The 15,305-nt window shown below is 71.7% G+C and carries 18 protein-coding genes and 1 pseudogene; 10 read left to right on the forward strand and 9 right to left on the reverse strand.

Features of this window, described 5'->3' with window-relative positions; translation table 11 throughout:
* Positions 1–334 precede the first annotated feature (334 nt).
* Positions 335–1,171, forward strand: a complete 837-nt coding sequence (locus ACIQMJ_RS26420) for a hypothetical protein (RefSeq protein ID WP_499763675.1) — start codon at positions 335–337, stop codon at positions 1,169–1,171.
* 74 nt (positions 1,172–1,245) lie between these two features.
* A complete protein-coding gene (locus ACIQMJ_RS26425; RefSeq protein ID WP_499763676.1) occupies positions 1,246–2,076 on the forward strand; it encodes a hypothetical protein in 831 nt (276 codons plus the stop codon).
* 123 nt (positions 2,077–2,199) lie between these two features.
* Here the strand turns inward: ACIQMJ_RS26425 and ACIQMJ_RS26430 are convergent, their stop codons facing one another.
* On the reverse strand, positions 2,200–2,361 hold the full coding sequence (locus tag ACIQMJ_RS26430; RefSeq protein WP_499763677.1) for a hypothetical protein: 162 nt from the start codon (positions 2,359–2,361) through the stop codon (positions 2,200–2,202).
* A gap of 410 nt (positions 2,362–2,771) precedes the next feature.
* Between ACIQMJ_RS26430 and ACIQMJ_RS26435 the strand changes: the two genes are divergently transcribed.
* From ACIQMJ_RS26435 to ACIQMJ_RS26450, 4 genes are read left to right on the forward strand one after another with little or no spacing between them, the layout of a single operon-like run.
* Complete coding sequence (locus ACIQMJ_RS26435) at positions 2,772–3,059, forward strand: iron-sulfur cluster biosynthesis protein (RefSeq protein ID WP_499763678.1); 288 nt, start codon at positions 2,772–2,774, stop codon at positions 3,057–3,059.
* Between the two features lie 9 nt (positions 3,060–3,068).
* The gene (locus ACIQMJ_RS26440) at positions 3,069–3,197 is read left to right on the forward strand and encodes a hypothetical protein (RefSeq protein WP_499763679.1); all 129 of its coding nucleotides are present in this window, start codon (positions 3,069–3,071) and stop codon (positions 3,195–3,197) included.
* Entirely contained in the window at positions 3,197–4,558 is a 1,362-nt protein-coding gene (locus ACIQMJ_RS26445) for a HAMP domain-containing sensor histidine kinase (RefSeq protein ID WP_499763680.1), read from the forward strand. The genes ACIQMJ_RS26440 and ACIQMJ_RS26445 overlap by 1 nt, the downstream gene beginning before the upstream one ends.
* Complete coding sequence (locus ACIQMJ_RS26450) at positions 4,555–4,785, forward strand: hypothetical protein (RefSeq protein ID WP_499763681.1); 231 nt, start codon at positions 4,555–4,557, stop codon at positions 4,783–4,785. The genes ACIQMJ_RS26445 and ACIQMJ_RS26450 overlap by 4 nt, the downstream gene beginning before the upstream one ends.
* A 45-nt stretch (positions 4,786–4,830) precedes the next feature.
* On the opposite strand, the gene ACIQMJ_RS26455 is transcribed toward ACIQMJ_RS26450, so the two are convergent.
* From ACIQMJ_RS26455 to ACIQMJ_RS26465, 3 genes are all read right to left on the reverse strand, one after another.
* Positions 4,831–5,214 carry a DUF1622 domain-containing protein gene (locus tag ACIQMJ_RS26455; protein ID WP_499763682.1) on the reverse strand — a complete coding sequence of 128 codons (384 nt, stop codon included), beginning with the start codon at positions 5,212–5,214 and terminating at the stop codon, positions 4,831–4,833.
* A gap of 135 nt (positions 5,215–5,349) precedes the next feature.
* The gene (locus ACIQMJ_RS26460) at positions 5,350–5,529 is read right to left on the reverse strand and encodes a hypothetical protein (RefSeq protein WP_499763683.1); all 180 of its coding nucleotides are present in this window, start codon (positions 5,527–5,529) and stop codon (positions 5,350–5,352) included.
* Positions 5,530–5,761: 232 nt separating this feature from the next.
* On the reverse strand, positions 5,762–5,962 hold the full coding sequence (locus tag ACIQMJ_RS26465) for a PLD nuclease N-terminal domain-containing protein (protein ID WP_499763684.1): 201 nt from the start codon (positions 5,960–5,962) through the stop codon (positions 5,762–5,764).
* Positions 5,963–6,107: 145 nt separating this feature from the next.
* Here ACIQMJ_RS26465 and ACIQMJ_RS26470 point away from each other — a divergent pair, with 145 nt between their 5' ends.
* The 4 genes and pseudogenes from ACIQMJ_RS26470 (at position 6,108) to ACIQMJ_RS26485 (ending at position 7,468) form a co-directional block, all read left to right on the forward strand.
* Positions 6,108–6,536, forward strand: coding sequence for a hypothetical protein (locus ACIQMJ_RS26470; RefSeq protein ID WP_499763685.1), 429 nt, complete (start codon positions 6,108–6,110; stop codon positions 6,534–6,536).
* Positions 6,537–6,564: 28 nt separating this feature from the next.
* Positions 6,565–6,615 (forward strand): annotated as a pseudogene (locus tag ACIQMJ_RS26475) (hypothetical protein); the annotation flags it as partial.
* A 230-nt stretch (positions 6,616–6,845) separates the two neighbouring features.
* On the forward strand, positions 6,846–7,199 hold the full coding sequence (locus ACIQMJ_RS26480) for a metal-sensing transcriptional repressor (protein ID WP_499763917.1): 354 nt from the start codon (positions 6,846–6,848) through the stop codon (positions 7,197–7,199).
* Entirely contained in the window at positions 7,196–7,468 is a 273-nt protein-coding gene (locus tag ACIQMJ_RS26485; RefSeq protein ID WP_499763686.1) for a hypothetical protein, read from the forward strand. Before ACIQMJ_RS26480 ends, ACIQMJ_RS26485 begins: the two co-directional genes overlap by 4 nt.
* A gap of 155 nt (positions 7,469–7,623) precedes the next feature.
* On the opposite strand, the gene ACIQMJ_RS26490 is transcribed toward ACIQMJ_RS26485, so the two are convergent.
* From ACIQMJ_RS26490 to ACIQMJ_RS26510, 5 genes are read right to left on the reverse strand one after another with little or no spacing between them, the layout of a single operon-like run.
* Complete coding sequence (locus tag ACIQMJ_RS26490; protein ID WP_499763687.1) at positions 7,624–7,959, reverse strand: cupin domain-containing protein; 336 nt, start codon at positions 7,957–7,959, stop codon at positions 7,624–7,626.
* Positions 7,956–8,723, reverse strand: a complete 768-nt coding sequence (gene narI / locus ACIQMJ_RS26495) for a respiratory nitrate reductase subunit gamma (protein WP_499763688.1) — start codon at positions 8,721–8,723, stop codon at positions 7,956–7,958. The genes ACIQMJ_RS26490 and narI overlap by 4 nt, the downstream gene beginning before the upstream one ends.
* On the reverse strand, positions 8,720–9,355 hold the full coding sequence (gene narJ / locus ACIQMJ_RS26500; RefSeq protein WP_499763689.1) for a nitrate reductase molybdenum cofactor assembly chaperone: 636 nt from the start codon (positions 9,353–9,355) through the stop codon (positions 8,720–8,722). Before narJ ends, narI begins: the two co-directional genes overlap by 4 nt.
* On the reverse strand, positions 9,352–11,049 hold the full coding sequence (narH, locus tag ACIQMJ_RS26505) for a nitrate reductase subunit beta (protein ID WP_499763690.1): 1,698 nt from the start codon (positions 11,047–11,049) through the stop codon (positions 9,352–9,354). Before narH ends, narJ begins: the two co-directional genes overlap by 4 nt.
* Complete coding sequence (locus tag ACIQMJ_RS26510) at positions 11,049–14,750, reverse strand: nitrate reductase subunit alpha (protein WP_499763691.1); 3,702 nt, start codon at positions 14,748–14,750, stop codon at positions 11,049–11,051. The genes narH and ACIQMJ_RS26510 overlap by 1 nt, the downstream gene beginning before the upstream one ends.
* Between the last annotated feature and the right edge of the window lie 555 nt (positions 14,751–15,305).

Consider the following 15,305-nt stretch of genomic DNA (forward strand, 5'->3'; position numbering starts at 1 on the left):
CTCTGGAGGCAGCGACGCGTGGTACTCCCCCTTGTGCCTCGGAAGTCCCCGACCTGCGCCCTGGCACATCGCGCACCCACCCGACCCGTTACCGGTCACCGGAGGTGAGGAAACGACCACCGAAGAATGCGATCACGATCAGTGGAAATCCGCGCCACTGCTCGTTTCCGCATTGCTCGGGCCGGGGCGTCGGCGTTGCTCGCTGTCACCACTGCTCCACGACAGGGGGAACCACCACCGTCGATGGCTGATACGGGCTTGCTCCGGCGGTGCCGCGGGCCACCGCTCGGTGGAATGGAACGAGCTCGGGTTCCGATGTGCGAGAAGGAGTGCCATGGTGTCGGACGCCGTCGACTCCCAGGCCGCCGAGTCGACCTCGCGGGCCGCGGAACTGGCCGACGCGGGTGATCGAGCGGGTGCGAGGGCGCAGCTGGAGCGGGCGCTGCGCGCGGACCCCGGTCACGAGTCGGCCTGGCGGTCGCTGGCCACGCTGGTCGACACCGACGAGGAGCGCAGGTTCTGCCTGGAAAGGGCTCAGGAAGTCCGTCACGACCGGCACACCGCACGGCGGTTGAAGCGGTTGCACCACGTCCGGGCCCGCCCGCCCCGGGAGGTGGCCTGGCTGGTGGGACCGGGACCGGAGTCCGCGCGGCCTCCGGCGGTCGTGGCGGCGCCGGGTCCGCCGTCCCGACGCCCGCACCGCCGGTGGGTGGTCCTGGTCGACCTGGGCGACCCGACCACCACCGCGACGGGCACCTACTACAGCCAGTACGTCGGCGAGATCGGCATCCACCGCGACACCGGCGCCTACCTCGTGCGCAACCTGCTCCAGCTCGGCCTGCTGGTGCTGATCACCTACCTGGTGCTGTACTTCCCCCGCGACTCCACCGACGCGTTCGCCTTCCTCGCCGCCACCGTCACCGGCGCCGCCGTGATGCTGCTCAGCGCCATCTCACCACTGCCGGACGTCGACTACACCGTCGCCATCGAGTGGGCCTACTACGCCTTCATCCTCCTCGCCGCGCTCTGCACCGTCACCGTCCTGGTCGACGCACGGCTCGCCGGCACTTCCCACGAACGGGCGGGCCGCCGCCTCGTCCTCACCGCCCGCGTCCTCTACCCGACCTACGTGCTCGCGATCGTGGTCGTCTACTTCCTCGCCTTCGGCTGACGACCGGGCGGACGGCACGCTCGACGACTCGATCGTCGACCGACCCGGGCCGGTGGATCGTGGATACTGGGAAGATGGCCGGTGGACTCGTCGCCTGGGTGGAACAGCGCGCGTTGCACGGCTCGGGACGGTCGGCCGGTCTCGCCGCGGGCTACCTGTGCCGACGTTCGCGCTCCCGGGTGTCCCCCTACGCGGAGTCGCTCGTGCGGGTGATGTGCCAGGCTCCGGACGACCGGGTGGCGGGTCGGGCGCGGTCGGCTCTGGAGCGGGCGTGGCACGACCAACCGCTGTCACGGGAGCACATCTGGAACGGCATCCGGACCGTCGCGCGGGCCGAGGCGGAGAGGAATCGCCGCCACGGTCCCGACCTGCCGTGGGTCGCCGTCCTCGCGACGCTCGACGTCCGGCCCGACCTCGTGGACCACTACGACCAGCGGGAGCTGACCCGCAAGCTGCTGGGCACCCTGGCCGGCTCGGAACCGCTCTACGTCGTGGCCGCGTGCCGCCGCGTCCTGCGCGTACTGCCCACCGGGGCCGGCCGGGACCTCGTCTGCGAGCAGGCCATCGCCGGCAACGCCGAAGCCCGTGCCGCCGCGGTCGACGCCGAGTACCTGCCCGGCGAGCCCACGCGCGTTCCGCTCTTCCTGTTCTGCACCGAGCAGTGGGACCGATACGACCGGCTCGATCCGGGCGGCCGTGAGCTCCGCGAGCACTGCCACGGCTACTCGGACGTCGACTGGAACCGGCTCGACCAGGTCGCCGACCGCACCGGGCACACCCGCCCGATCCCCCCTCGACCACGCCCACGGGCCACCTCGAAGCCGTCCACATCCGCCCGCGCGACCGGCGGCACCGGGACGTCGGGCTCAGGGGGGTTCAGCACCGGCGGGTTCCACGGGGTGTGACGACCCGGCTGGACCTGGTCACGGTGAGGGCTGCGACCGGGCCGCCCGAGGTATTCGTGCCCGGCGAAGGCGGTCGGCATCACCGCCGCCAAGGGGACGCTTCCGGTTGACGGTCATTGTCCTTTACGACAGTCCACTGCATACACCGATTCGCCCGGGGGTGCGGTTCACTCCGTTGTCGAACAGCTCACCCGCGACGACGCCCTTGAGCACGACGTCCTCCACCGGCGGAATCGGGTCACCGTCCCGGACCACCAGGACGACCGCGTCGTCACCGACCTCCATCCGACGATCCTCCCACTCCCCCACCGCCGACACCTGACGAGGAACTTGCGATCGGGGTCGGTCCGCGGGCGACCAGACCCGGGCCCGACGCGAACGTCAGGCATTCGTCAGGTGCGCGTGACGAGATCCGCGGCATGATGGTGGGGCGACTCGCGGAGGGCGGTAACCGCCGCGAGTCGACCACTCATCCCCCGCCCGATCGAGCACGCGTCGGCGTCTCCGGCGGGATCACGGGGTCGACCGGGCGCGTGGTCGCCACTGCCACAACGGACGAGCACCTCGCGATCCCCGGCACCCGCGAACCCGTCCCTGACGTTCTCCTTGCGGTGCAACGGGATTCCTCCCGGCCACGGGAATCCCGACCTAGTCTCGGCACTGACCGCACCCGGGCGACGGAAGGGGACAGAACGGTGCTCGACCTCGACACCACGGCCGTCCAGGCCATCGACGAGCTGACCACCGCCACCGGCGTGGGGCGTCAGGGCGGCCTGCGGATCGCGGCGGCGAGCCGGACCCGCGACCGGGACTTCGACCTGTCGATCGAGCCGCACCCGGAGGTCGACGACGTGGTCGTCGCGCACGGCGACGCCCGCGTGTTCCTCGACCCCCGTGCCGCGCGGGCGTTGGCGGACAAGGTGCTCGACGTGCGCAAGCGCCACGCCGGGCGGTTCCACTTCGGCGTCTACCCCCAGGCTTGAGGAGTGCCCGTGCCGGCCACCACCCACGCGGTCATCGACGGTCCGGCCGCCGCTCGACCCGTGCCGCCGGTCGGGCACGACGTCACCGAACCGCTGATGGCCGGCGTGCGCGGGGTCGACCACCGGGTGGCAGCCTGATGCCCCGGCTGTCCCTGCGCTGGCGCGTCGCGGTGGTGCTCGGCATCGGCTCGCTGCTGCTCACCAGCGCGCTGGCCGCGCTGGTGTGGAACCTGACCTCGGGGTACATGCTCAGGCAGCGGGAGCAGAGCGCGATCCGGCAGGCGCAGGTGAACGTCCGCCTGGTCGACGAGGCGCTGCGCACCGGCTCCGACGGGCTGGAGGACCTGCTCACCGGCCTGACCACCGGGCCGGACTCCACCGTCCTGCTCTACCGGACCGGCCAGGTGCTGACCAGCGGCAGGCAGGTCGACCCCCGCGCGCTGCCCGACGAGCTGGTGGACCTCGGCCGCCGCGGCACGCCGGCCGGTCAGCGACTGGTCGTCGACGGCATCCCCGTGCTGGCGGTCAGCCTGCCCATCGACTCCACCGACGGCGCCTACGTCGAGCTCGCGCCACTGGTGCAGCTCGACCAGACGTTCCACTTCCTCAGCATCCTGCTGATCACCGGCACCGTGGTCAACGGCCTGCTCAGCGTCGCGCTGGGCTCGTGGGCGAGCAGGCGAGCCCTGCGCCCGCTGACGACGCTGACGGCCGCCGCCTCGCGCATCGCGGGCGGCGACCTCAAGGCCCGCCTGCCCACCCAGACCGACCCCGACCTCACCCACTTGGCGACCACGTTCAACGCGACCGCCGACGCCTTGGAGCAGCGGGTGCTGCGCGACGCCCGGTTCGCGGGCGACGTCAGCCACGAGCTGCGCTCACCCCTGACCACCATGGTCAACGCCGCCGCCGTGCTGCGCCGCCGGCGCGCCGAGGTCCCCGGCACCGCCGGCCGCGCGCTGGACCTGCTCACCTCCGAGGTCGACCGGTTCGCCGACATGGTGGTCGACCTGCTGGAGATCTCCCGCGCCGACCAGCAGGCCGACAGCACCGACCTGGAGGTCATCGACCTCGCCTCCCTGGTCGACAACGTCCTCGGCTCCCGCCCCGGCACCGAAGTCCCGGTCCACACCGGACCACCCGGTCCCCACGTCCTGGGCGACCTCCGCCGCCTGGACCGCGTGGTGGACAACCTGCTCGACAACGCCGAGCGCCACGCCGGCGGCGCGGTGCGCGTCGCCGTCCGCACCCGCGACGGCCGCGCCCGGCTGGAGGTCGACGACGCGGGCCCCGGCGTGCCGCCCGAGCTGCGCGACCGCATCTTCCACCGCTTCGACCGCGGCACCCGCGCCGGCAGTCGCGGCACCGACACCGGCAGCGGCCTCGGCCTGGCCCTGGTCGCCCAGCACGTCCAGCGCCACGGCGGCTCGGTGTGGGTCGAGGAACGGCCCGGCGGCGGCGCCCGCTTCGTCGTGGAGATACCGGAGGCACGTCAGTGAAGACGCCCGCGCTCCTGCTCGCCTGCCTGCTGCTCCCCTGCCTGCTGCTCCCCTGCCTGCTGCTCACGGCCTGCGGTGTCACCACGCAGGAAGAGCCGCAACCGTTGACGACCCCGACGGTGACCCCGGCCCCCACCCCGACGGTGACCCAGCGACCCGACTCCGCGAGCCCCACCTCGGCCCCGTCGACCGCGGAACGGACGCCGCCGACCACGCGCCCCGAGTGACGGTCGCGTGGCCGTGCCGCGGCGAGCGCCTGGACCGACGCGGGCTCAATCGCCCTGCCGCGCGTCCTCGCCGCCACGACCGCTCCGCGAGGGGACCTGCCGCTGCTCCTCGGCGATCTCCCGGCCGAGGAAGTAGTTCAAGGCCGTGCGGATCGCGGCGATCGCGGCGAGTTGACCGATTTCCTGGAAGCTCGGTGCGATCGCCGTCCGCAGGATGTCCCCGGCCAGCTGGAACTCCAGCCCGAGGACGAGGAAGCGGCCCAGCATGAGCCGGATCGAGGTGAACACCGAGGTGTCGCGGTACCGCAGACCCTCCACGACGAAGCGGACCACCGCCCACAGCGCCCCGGCCACGATGATCCCGGCACCGGCCACCTCCACCACCCGGACCACCAGGTCGATCACCGCGCGGAGCGTTTCCTCGTTCACCGCTGCACCTTCCGCGAGTGTGGTGCGGCCCGGTCTCCCGACCGCACCGGTTGCACTGAGGGCACCTTCAGGTACCCGTCGAGCGCGCTTCACCAACCCGCGGGTCGATCGACCCTCGTTCTCGTGATGGTCGCGTCACGCCGTGCAGTCGTCGCAGCGGTGCGGGCCGATCGCCCGATCCCGACCGGCCCAGCCCTTCACCAGCGCCCGGTGCCACAGCAGCACCCATTCCTCGCCCACGTCGCCGTTGAAGCCGCGACCGCAGTCGTCGCAGATCAGCAGGGTGGTGCCGTGCTCGACACGAATGGCGGTCACGATACCGGTGGTCAACTTTCTGGCTGGGGAGCGGCGCGGCGGACGTCAACCGCATTCGGCAGACGCCGCCTCGGGCGCTCCCATCGTCTCGCACGTTCCCCCCGCGACCAGGCCGAAACCGCGCCCGCCGCCTTGCGATTACCTTGCAGTCACACCGCGTGCGCTCCTGCACTTCCCCTCCGACCGGGAACGCGCGACCACGACAGCTGCCCGGGAGCGGTGTGCTGACCGGTTACGCGGTCGTGCTGTTCGCCTCGCGCTCGCGGCGGCTGCACCGCGCCCTGTCCCGGTGCGGTCGGTGCGACGAACCCTTGCGGCCCCACCGGAAGTAGGCCAGCGGTCCGACGAAGTTCACCGCGATCACCACGGTCATCGCCAAGATCCCCCGCCGCTGCGCAGGGGTCATCTCCAGCCGGGTCTTGTGCCTCTTCACACCAGCCAACCTCCTCCGGCGGCGCGGGCGGTCACAGGGTCATTGTGCCTCTGCGGCGGACGTAGTGCCCGGTGCGTCAAGGGCTTTCGACCGCATCCCCGAGGGGTGCCGGATGAGCTACTGAATGCCGAGGAAAGGAGTGGCCATGCACTGGTACTACGGCTACGGCGGCATGGCGTTGGTGTTCCTGATCGGGATCGTCGTGATCGGCGGTGTGGTCGCACTGGTCGCGCTGGCGCTGCGGCGGCCGAACGACGACCCGCGTTCCGCGCAGCGCATCCTGGAGACCCGCCGGGCCAGTAGCGAGATCGACGTGCCCGGCCGCCCGTGCGAGGGCGGAAGACCCTGCTCGGACGTGACCTCGGGCCGCGCCCGGGGCACGACGGCCCGAGAAGACCGGTCGGAGAGCAACGAGGATGAGGAGTTCGCGGTGAAGGTCGCAGTTGCCACCGAGCCGGGTGCGCTGCTGGAGGTCCGCGAGGCGCCGGTGCCGGAGCCCGCCGCCGGCCAGGTCGTGGTGCGGCTGGAGGCGTCCGGCATCCGCCACACCCGACATCCACGCCGCCAACGGTGAGTGGCCGGTCAAGCCGACCCCGCCGTTCGTGCCCGGCCACGAGGGCGTCGGCGTCGGCGGGGCCGTCGGCGACGGGGTGGACGGTGCGCTGGTGGGCACACGGGTGACGATCCCGTGGCTCGTCGTGCCCGTGCCCGACACCGTGTCCTCCGTGGACGCCGCACCGCTGACCTGCACCGGCGTGACCACGTGCAAGGCGGTCAGGGTCGCCGGGGTGCGCTCGGCCGAGCGGGTCGCGGTGTTCGGCATCGGCGGGCTCGGCCACCTGGCGTGCAGGACGCGCGCATCGCCGGCGGTTTCACCGTGGCGGTGGACGTCGAGGACGACGAGCTCGCCCTCTGCGAGGACGTCGTCACCCGGCTGGCGGCCGTCTCACGAGCCCTGGACAAGGCGGGCTTCGCCATCATCGCCACCGGCTTGGAGCAGTGCATCACCGCCGGGAGAACGGCGACGTCCTCGACCCCGCCCGACTGGAGAAGCTCTTCCTCTCCCTCTGACCGGCGGACGCGCCCCGCAGGTCGCCGGCCCGGACGGCGAACCCTTCACGGAGAGAGGGTTGAGGGCCACCCGGATGGGGTAACAGCGGATGCCGGGGCGCGCCCGCGCCCCGGTGGGAGTTCGGCAGCGTTGTCCCGTCGAGCACGCAGAGGACCACAGCCATGAGCAGCGACGCCCGCCCCGTCGGGAGTTCCACCGAGCACACCGGCAGCACCTCCGGTGGCAGTCGTGACGGCGGTGCGATCACCGGCCAGGTGAGCACCGTCCCCTCCGCCCAGGCGGTCGCGACCCCGATCTACGACGAGTTGGCCGCCCGCTTCGACCTGCCTCGCGGCCACGCGGGCGATGGGCGCGGGACCGAGTCGACCGACGCCGGGCACTCCCCTGCCGCGGAAGTGGACGAAGAACCGGCGGCCATGCGCCCGGCCTGCTGACCAGCGGTCCACGTGTCCGCCACGCGGTTGTGGCGCACAACCCACGGACGTTCATCTCTGGGTGCGTCCCGCCGACCGGTGCGTCTGCGGGCGGAGCGCGCAACGACCGGGCGTGGAGCGGGAGGCTTGGGTGCCGCACCGGATCCCGGAGCGCGTCAGCGGAGGGCGACGGTGAGCAGCACGGCGCTGTCGGCGAGGGCCGTCAGCCCGTGCCGGCTCCGCGGGACGGGACCGAAGTCGCCCTCCTCCAGGACGCGCTCGTCGTCGTGCGTGTGCAGGCGCACCCGTCCGGTCAGGACGTGCAGCGTGGCGGCAGGTGGCGCGTCGTGCTCGGCAAGCGCGGCGCCGTCGGCCAGTGCGATGAGCGTGACGCGCAGCGAGGTGCCGGTGACCAGGGTCCTCGCGGCCCGGCGGGAGTGGTGCCCGCGAGCCTGGTCGAGCAGGTCGGCGGCCGTCACGTAGACCCGGGTGACGTCGGGGTGTCCGGTCACTGCGCGCGCTCCCACCCGCGCCGCGGCGCGCGGTTGCCCAGTCGCGCGTCCCGGCTGCGGTAGACGATGTAGGGCCGGGTGAGGTAGCCCAGCGGCATGGAGAACACGTGCACCAGCCGGCTGAAGGGCCAGAACGCGAACAGCGCCCACGCGGACAGGGCGTGGAGCCGGAACCCGATCGGCGCCGCGGCCATCAGCTCGGGCTCGGGCTGGAAGGAGAAGATGGAGCGGAACCACGGGGACACCGTCTCGCGGTAGTCGTGGGGGTGCTCGGTGAGGTTGCCCAGGACGGTCGTGCCCAGGCCGAGCACGATCGTGCCCACCAGCAGCACGTACATCACCTTGTCGTTGCGGGTGGTGGCGGAGAACACCGGGCCGACGGTGCGTCGCCGGTAGACGAGGATGGCCGCGCCGGCCAGCGTGCAGACCCCGGCCAGCACACCGAGCACCACCGCGACCGCGTGGTAGGCGGCATCGCTGATCCCGACGGCCTCGGTCCACGACTTGAGCACGAGCAGGCCGCCGACGTGGCCGATCACGACCACCAGGATGCCGAAGTGGAACAGCGGGCTGCCCAGCCGCAGCAGCCGGTTCTCGTAGAGCTGGGAGGACCGGGTCGTCCAGCCGAACTTGTCGTAGCGGTAGCGCCAGACGTGGCCGACGACGAACACCGCGATCGACACGTAGGGCACCACCACCCACAGCATGACGTCCAGCGTGCCCGGTGACGACGTCGCGGCCTGGGCGACGAGCGAAGTGGTCATCGAGGGCCTCCTTGCGGCATGTACTCGGGAGGGGCGAAGGGCGCGAGGCCGACTTCCTCCTCCGGTGGCCCCTCGGCGGCCAGTCGGGCAACCGCCTCGTGCTCCCGCCTGCCCAGCGGGGGCAGGGTCTGCGAGACCGACTCCAGGACGTGCGCCCACGGCGAGCCGGACTCGCGCAGACCCAGGCGGATCAGTTCCAACCCGGCCCGGTGCTCGGTCATCAGCCGGAGCGCGACCGCCGCGTCGCCGGTGGCGGCGAACTCCAGCACCACGGCGAGGTGGTCGGGCAGCTCGCCGTCGCCGAGCTCCAGCCCGGCGGCGCGGTAGGCGTGCTTGAACCGCAGCAGGGCCATGCCGCGCTTGCGGGTGTCGCCGTAGGCGAAGTAGGTGAGGTAGGGGCTGAACCGCTTGCGGTGGTCGAACGTCGCCACGTAGTCCGCGGCCAGGTCGATCAGCGGCGTGGCCACGACGTGGTCCAGGAACGCCTCCAGCGGTGCGGCGAGCGCCCGGGGCAACGTCCGGGTCGCCGCCCGCAGGAGTGGCAGCCGCGCCACCAGCTGCTCGTCGGGGTAGCTCATCAGCAGCGACTGGACCTGCCAGGCGGTCGCCCGGTGCGCCTCGGCGACCGTCATGGCTTCGGATCCACCTCACCGGCGGGGTCGCCGCCCTCGTCGGCACGCCGTCCCGGCGGGAACAGACCCGCCGGGCGGCCCTTGCCGTCCCAGTTCAGCAGGTTGACCCGGTTTCCCTTGTCCACGGGTGCGGCGATGGTGTCGGTGGTCTGCCGGTCGCGCAACATCCGGAAGTTCTCGACCGCGATCGGTGAGGTGCCGCCGGAGTTCTCGCCGAACGGTCCGGAGCCGCCCATGCCGGGGCCGCCCTCATAGTCCAGGCTGCACTCCGTGGCCAGCTCCTCCAGCCCGTGCGCCTGTTCGGCGTGGGCGGGCGGGATGACGTAGCGCTCGTCGTACTTCGCCAGCGCGAGCAGCCGGTACATGTCGTAGACCTGCTCGCCGGTCATGCCGACCTCGGCCGCCACGGCTTCGCGGGGTTCGCGGCCGAGGTTGATGTCACGCATGTAGCTGCGCATCGCGGCCAGGCGGCGCAGCACGACGTTCACCGGTCCCACGTCGCCGGCGGTGAACAGCCGCGCCAGGTACTCGACCGGGATGCGCAGTGCCTCGATGGCGGCGAACAGGTTGCCGTGGTCCTCGGCGTCGTGGCCGGTGTCGCGCACCACGTCCACGACCGGGGACAGCGGCGGGATGTACCAGACCATCGGCATGGTGCGGTACTCCGGGTGCAGCGGCAGGGCCACCTTGAACTCGTTGATCAGCGAGTGGATCGGCGAGCGCTGGGCGGCCTCGACCCAGTCCCGCTGGATGCCCGCGCGTTCGGCCTCCCGGACCACCTCCGGGTCGTGGGGGTCGAGGAAGACCTGGCGCTGCGCTTCGTAGAGGTCCTCGTCGTCCGGGACGGACGCCGCTTCCAGGACCTTGTCGGCGTCGTAGAGGACCAGCCCGATGTAGCGCAGCCGACCCACGCACGTCTCGGCGCACACGGTGGGGATGCCCACCTCGATGCGGGGGAAGCAGAAGGTGCACTTCTCGGCCTTGCCGGTGCGGTGGTTGAAGTAGACCTTCTTGTACGGGCAGCCCGACACGCACATCCGCCAGCCCCGGCACCGGTCCTGGTCGACCAGCACGATGCCGTCCTCGGACCGCTTGTAGATCGCCCCGGACGGGCAGGAGGCGGCGCACGACGGGTTCAGGCAGTGCTCGCAGATCCGGGGCAGGTAGAACATGAACGTCTGCTCGAACTCGAACTTCACCTTGTCGGCGATGCCCTTGAGCAGCGGGTCCTTGTCGCCGTGGTCGGGTGCGCCGCCGAGGTTGTCGTCCCAGTTCGCCGACCAGGTGACCTTCGTGGGTTCACCGCTGATCAGCGACCGGGGGCGGGCGACGGGGGTGTGCTCCTGCGCGGGCGCGTTGGTGAGGTTGTCGTAGTCGTAGGTCCAGGGCTCGTAGTAGTCGTCGATGCCCGGCAGCTTGGGGTTGCTGAAGATGGTCAGCAGCTTGCGCAGGCGGCCACCGCCCTTGAGCTTGAGCCTGCCGCGCTTGTTCAGCGCCCAGCCGCCGCGCCAGCGCTCCTGGTCCTCGTACGTGCGCGGGTAGCCCTGGCCGGGGCGGGTCTCGACGTTGTTGAACCACACGTACTCCACACCGGTGCGGTTGGTCCAAGCCTGCTTGCAGGTGACCGAGCAGGTGTGGCAGCCGATGCACTTGTCCAGGTTCATCACCATCGCCATCTGGGCCATGACGCGCATCAGTAGTCCACCTCCTGGGCGCGGCGGCGGATCACGGTCACCTCGTCGCGCTGGTTGCCGGTCGGGCCGAGGTAGTTGAACGCGAACGAGAGCTGGGCGTAGCCGCCGATCAGGTGCGACGGCTTCACCAGCAGCCTGGTCAGCGAGTTGTGGATGCCGCCGCGCTTGCCGGACGTCTCGCTGCGCGGCACGTCGATCAACCGGTCCTGCGCGTGGTGCATGTAGACGGTGCCCTCGGGCATCCGGTGGGAGACGATGGCGCGGGCGACGACGACGCCGTTGCGGTTGACCGCCTCGATCCAGTCGTTGTCGGACACCCCGACCTTGGCCGCGTCCTCCTTGGACATCCAGATCGTCTGCCCGCCTCGCGACAGGCTGAGCATGAACAGGTTGTCCTGGTACTCGGAGTGGATGGACCACTTCGAGTGCGGGGTGAGGTACCGGACGGTGATGCCCAGCTCACCCCGCTCGCCCACGCGGGGTTCGTCGAACAGCGCGTGCATGTCCAGCGGCGGCCGGAACACCGGCAGCTGCTCACCCAGCTCGGCCATCCAGTCGTGGTCGAGGAAGAAGTGCTGGCGACCGGTGAGCGTGTGCCAGGGCTTGAGCCGCTCGACGTTGATCGTGAACGGCGAGTAGCGCCGTCCACCGGTCTCCGAGCCGGACCACTCCGGCGAGGTGATCACGGGTACCGGCGCGGACTGGGTGTCGGCGAAGGTGATCCGCTTGCCCTCGTGCTCGGCGGCCAGGTCGGCCAGCCGCGTCCCGGTCCTCTGCTCGACGGTGCGGAAGCCCTGGGTGGCCAGGTGGCCGTTGGTGGTGCCGGACAGCGCGAGGATCGCTTCGCAGGCGTGCACGTCGCGCATCAGCGACGGTCGGCCGTCTGCGGGGCCGCCGCGGATGGCGCCGTTCTTGTGCCGCAGGTACTCCACCTCCCGCCCGACCCCGAAGGTGACGCCCTTGGTGGTCGCGCCGAGCGAGTCGACCAGCGGTCCCAGCGCTCCCATCTTCGCGGCGATCGCGGTGTAGTCGCGTTCCACCACCGTGATCCTGGGCATGGTGACCCCGGGAACCGGCTCGCACTCGCCGGCCTTCCAGTCCCGCACCACGCCGTGGGGGGTGGCCAGTTCGTCGGGGGTGTCGTGCAGCAGCGGTGTGGCCACGACGTCCTCGCGCGTGCCGAGGTGGTCGGCGGCGAGCGCGCTGAAGGTCTCGGCGATGGCCTGGAAGGCCGCCCAGTCGGTGCGGGTCTGCCACGGTGGCGCGATCGCGGGGTTGAACGAGTGCACGAACGGGTGCATGTCGGTGGTGTTGAGGTCGTGCTTCTCGTACCAGGTGGCGGCGGGCAGCACGACGTCGGAGAAGATCGTGGTGCTGGTCATGCGGAAGTCCAGCGAGAGCAGCAGGTCGAGCTTGCCGACCGGCGCCTCCTCGTGCCAGACCACGTCCTTCGGCCGTGCGCCCGGGGGCGTCTCCTCGGCGCGCAGGGAGTTGTCGGTGCCGAGCAGGTGCTTGAGGAAGTACTCGTTGCCCTTGCCGGACGACCCGAGAAGGTTGGCCCGCCAGACGCTGAGCACGCGCGGGAAGTTCCGCGGTGAGTCCGGGTCCTCGCAGGCGAACCGCAGCCGGCCGGCCGTCAGCTCCGACACCACGTGCTCGGCGGCGGGCACGCCGGCCCGCTCCGCCTCGTCGGCCAGGTCGAGCGGGTTCCGGTCGAACGTCGGGTAGGACGGCATCCACCCCATCCGCGCGGACTGCGCGATCACGTCCGCGGTGGTCTTGCCCGCGAGCTGCCCGCCCGCGGTGGCGGAGGCGAGCGTGTCGGCGCCGAAGCGGTCGTAGCGGAACTGGTCGGTGTGCAGGTACCAGTACGCGGTCTGGATCATCTGGCGCGGCGGGCGCGCCCAGTCCAGGCCGAACGCGAGCTGGGACCAGCCGGTGATCGGCCGGCACTTCTCCTGCCCCACGTAGTGCGCCCAGCCGCCGCCGTTGACGCCCTGGCAGCCGGTGAGCGTGGTCAGCGCGAGGAACGCCCGGTAGATCGTGTCGGAGTGGAACCAGTGGTTGGCGCCCGCACCCATGATGATCATCGACCGACCGCGGGACTCCTCCGCGTTGGCCGCGAACTCCCGCGCGATCCGGGCCGCCGCCTGCGCGGGCACCCCCGTGAAAGCCTCCTGCCAGGCCGGCGTGCAGGGTTGCCCGGCGTCGTCGTAACCGCTGGGCCAGACGCCGGGGAGGCCGTCGCGGCGCACGCCGTACTGCGCCAGCAGCAGGTCGAACACCGTCGTGACCAGGTGCCCGTCCACCCGCCGCACCGGCACGCCCCGGCGCACGGTCCCGGCCGTGCCGCCCGGGGTGTCGAAGCGCGGCAGCTCCACCACCACCGACTCGCCGCCGTGCGCCGACAGCAGCGGGTCGACGTCGCCGAGGTCGAGGTTCCACCGGCCCGCGCCCTGCTCGCCGTAGCGGTGGCCCAGGGAGCCGCCGGGGATCACCGGTTCGCCCGTCGCCGAGTCGAGCAGCACGGTCTTGAAGGCCGCGTGCTCCTGGTCGGCGCGGTCGACGAGGTCGGCGGCGGTCAGGAACTTCCCGGGCCGGTGCACGTCGCCGTGGTCGTCGAGGCGGACCAGGAACGGCAGGTCGGTGTAGCGCTTGACGTAATCGGTGAAGTACGGCGTCGCTCGGTCGACGAAGAACTCCCGCAGGATCACGTGGCCCATCGCCATGGCCAGCGCGCCGTCCGTGCCGGGTCGGGCGGCCAGCCACTCGTCGGCGAACTTGACGTTGTCGGCGTAGTCCGGGGCCACGGCGACGACCTTCTGCCCCCGGTAGCGCGCCTCCGCCATCCAGTGCGCGTCGGGGGTGCGGGTCACCGGCAGGTTGGAGCCCCACATGATCAGGTAACCCGCGTCCCACCAGTCACCCGATTCGGGGACGTCGGTCTGGTCGCCGAACACCTGGGGGCTCGCCACCGGCAGGTCGGCGTACCAGTCGTAGAAGCTCAGCATGCAGCCGCCGAGCAGCGAGACGAACCGCGCGCCCGAGGCGTGCGACACCATCGACATGGCGGGGATCGGCGAGAACCCGGCGACCCGGTCCGGTCCGTAGGTCTTGATCGTGTGCACGTGCGCGGCGGCGACCATCTCGGTCGCCTCGTCCCACGACGCGCGCACGAGGCCGCCCTTGCCGCGCGCCGCCTTGTACCGCCTCGCCCGCTCGGGGTCGTCGACCACGTCGGCCCAGGCCAGGACCGGGTCACCGGTGCGCGCCCTGGCCTCCCGGTACATCTCGAGCAGCACGCCCCGCACGTACGGGTACCGCACGCGGGTCGGCGAGTAGGTGTACCAGGAGAACGCGGCGCCGCGCGGGCAGCCGCGCGGCTCGTACTCCGGGCGGTCCGGCCCGACCGACGGGTAGTCGGTCTGCTGGGCCTCCCAGGTGATGATCCCGTCCTTGACGTAGACCTTCCACGAGCACGACCCGGTGCAGTTCACCCCGTGGGTGGAGCGCACCACCTTGTCGTGGCTCCACCGGTCGCGGTAGAACTCGTCCGCTTGCCGACCGCCGATCTGGTGCAACGTCCGCAGGTCGTCGGACACGTCGGCCCTGGTGAAGAACCGGCGGGTCCGCACGAGGGCGTCGGTCAGCCCGCTGTCGAGGCCCGCGGTGCGGGAGCGGGGGTCGGCTTCCGTGCTCACGGGGCGGGCTCCTCTGACAATCGCCGGGCAGGGACTGATCGACAGGGTTGTCCCGACCCTAATGCCGATCCGGCGACCCCGCAGCGCAGCGCCGAGGCCGCTCCGGAAGGGGTGCGTTCCGGGTCGGGGTGCTCCCGCGTCCGCGGCGGCGCTGGTCGGCTCGCCCGTGGTCGTCCTGCTCGCGACGGGACCGGCGGAAGGCGGCGACCGGGGTCGGAGCAGGCTCCGGCGCGGAGTAGCCGCGGCCTTTCGAGCGAACCGCGGCCGGCGTCCGACAATTGCAGCGAAAGGCCCCTGGCGAGAAACCCGGCCGGGTCGCCCGTAGCCGGAGCGGAAATCCCGGCAGCCGACATGGAGTGAATTCCGCGCTCGACCGAGCAGAAGAGGCGCTGCTACCTGGTGTCCCAGCGGTTCGACGACGGTGCGCGCGGTCGGTCAGGTGCGGTTGCACCCGACGCCGGTACCGCGTTGCACCGTTGATACCACCGTGTTCGACCGGTTGGAACGGTTTTTAATTCCGCCGGAACTGTTCCTTGACGTTGTCTCGACCGGTTG

This window comes from Actinosynnema sp. NPDC091369, assembly GCF_044757065.1.
Lineage (GTDB): Bacteria > Actinomycetota > Actinomycetes > Mycobacteriales > Pseudonocardiaceae > Actinosynnema.

Excerpts from the sequence above, each read along its gene's own strand:
- ACIQMJ_RS26420 (WP_499763675.1), top strand. The coding sequence starts at position 335 with ATGGTGTCGGACGCCGTCGACTCCCAGGCCGCCGAGTCGACCTCGCGG.
- ACIQMJ_RS26425 (WP_499763676.1), top strand. The coding sequence starts at position 1,246 with ATGGCCGGTGGACTCGTCGCCTGGGTGGAACAGCGCGCGTTGCACGGC.
- ACIQMJ_RS26430 (WP_499763677.1), bottom strand. The coding sequence starts at position 2,361 with ATGGAGGTCGGTGACGACGCGGTCGTCCTGGTGGTCCGGGACGGTGAC.
- ACIQMJ_RS26445 (WP_499763680.1), top strand. The coding sequence starts at position 3,197 with ATGCCCCGGCTGTCCCTGCGCTGGCGCGTCGCGGTGGTGCTCGGCATC.
- ACIQMJ_RS26470 (WP_499763685.1), top strand. The coding sequence starts at position 6,108 with ATGCACTGGTACTACGGCTACGGCGGCATGGCGTTGGTGTTCCTGATC.
- ACIQMJ_RS26485 (WP_499763686.1), top strand. The coding sequence starts at position 7,196 with ATGAGCAGCGACGCCCGCCCCGTCGGGAGTTCCACCGAGCACACCGGC.
- narI (WP_499763688.1), bottom strand. The coding sequence starts at position 8,723 with ATGACCACTTCGCTCGTCGCCCAGGCCGCGACGTCGTCACCGGGCACG.
- narJ (WP_499763689.1), bottom strand. The coding sequence starts at position 9,355 with ATGACGGTCGCCGAGGCGCACCGGGCGACCGCCTGGCAGGTCCAGTCG.
- narH (WP_499763690.1), bottom strand. The coding sequence starts at position 11,049 with ATGCGCGTCATGGCCCAGATGGCGATGGTGATGAACCTGGACAAGTGC.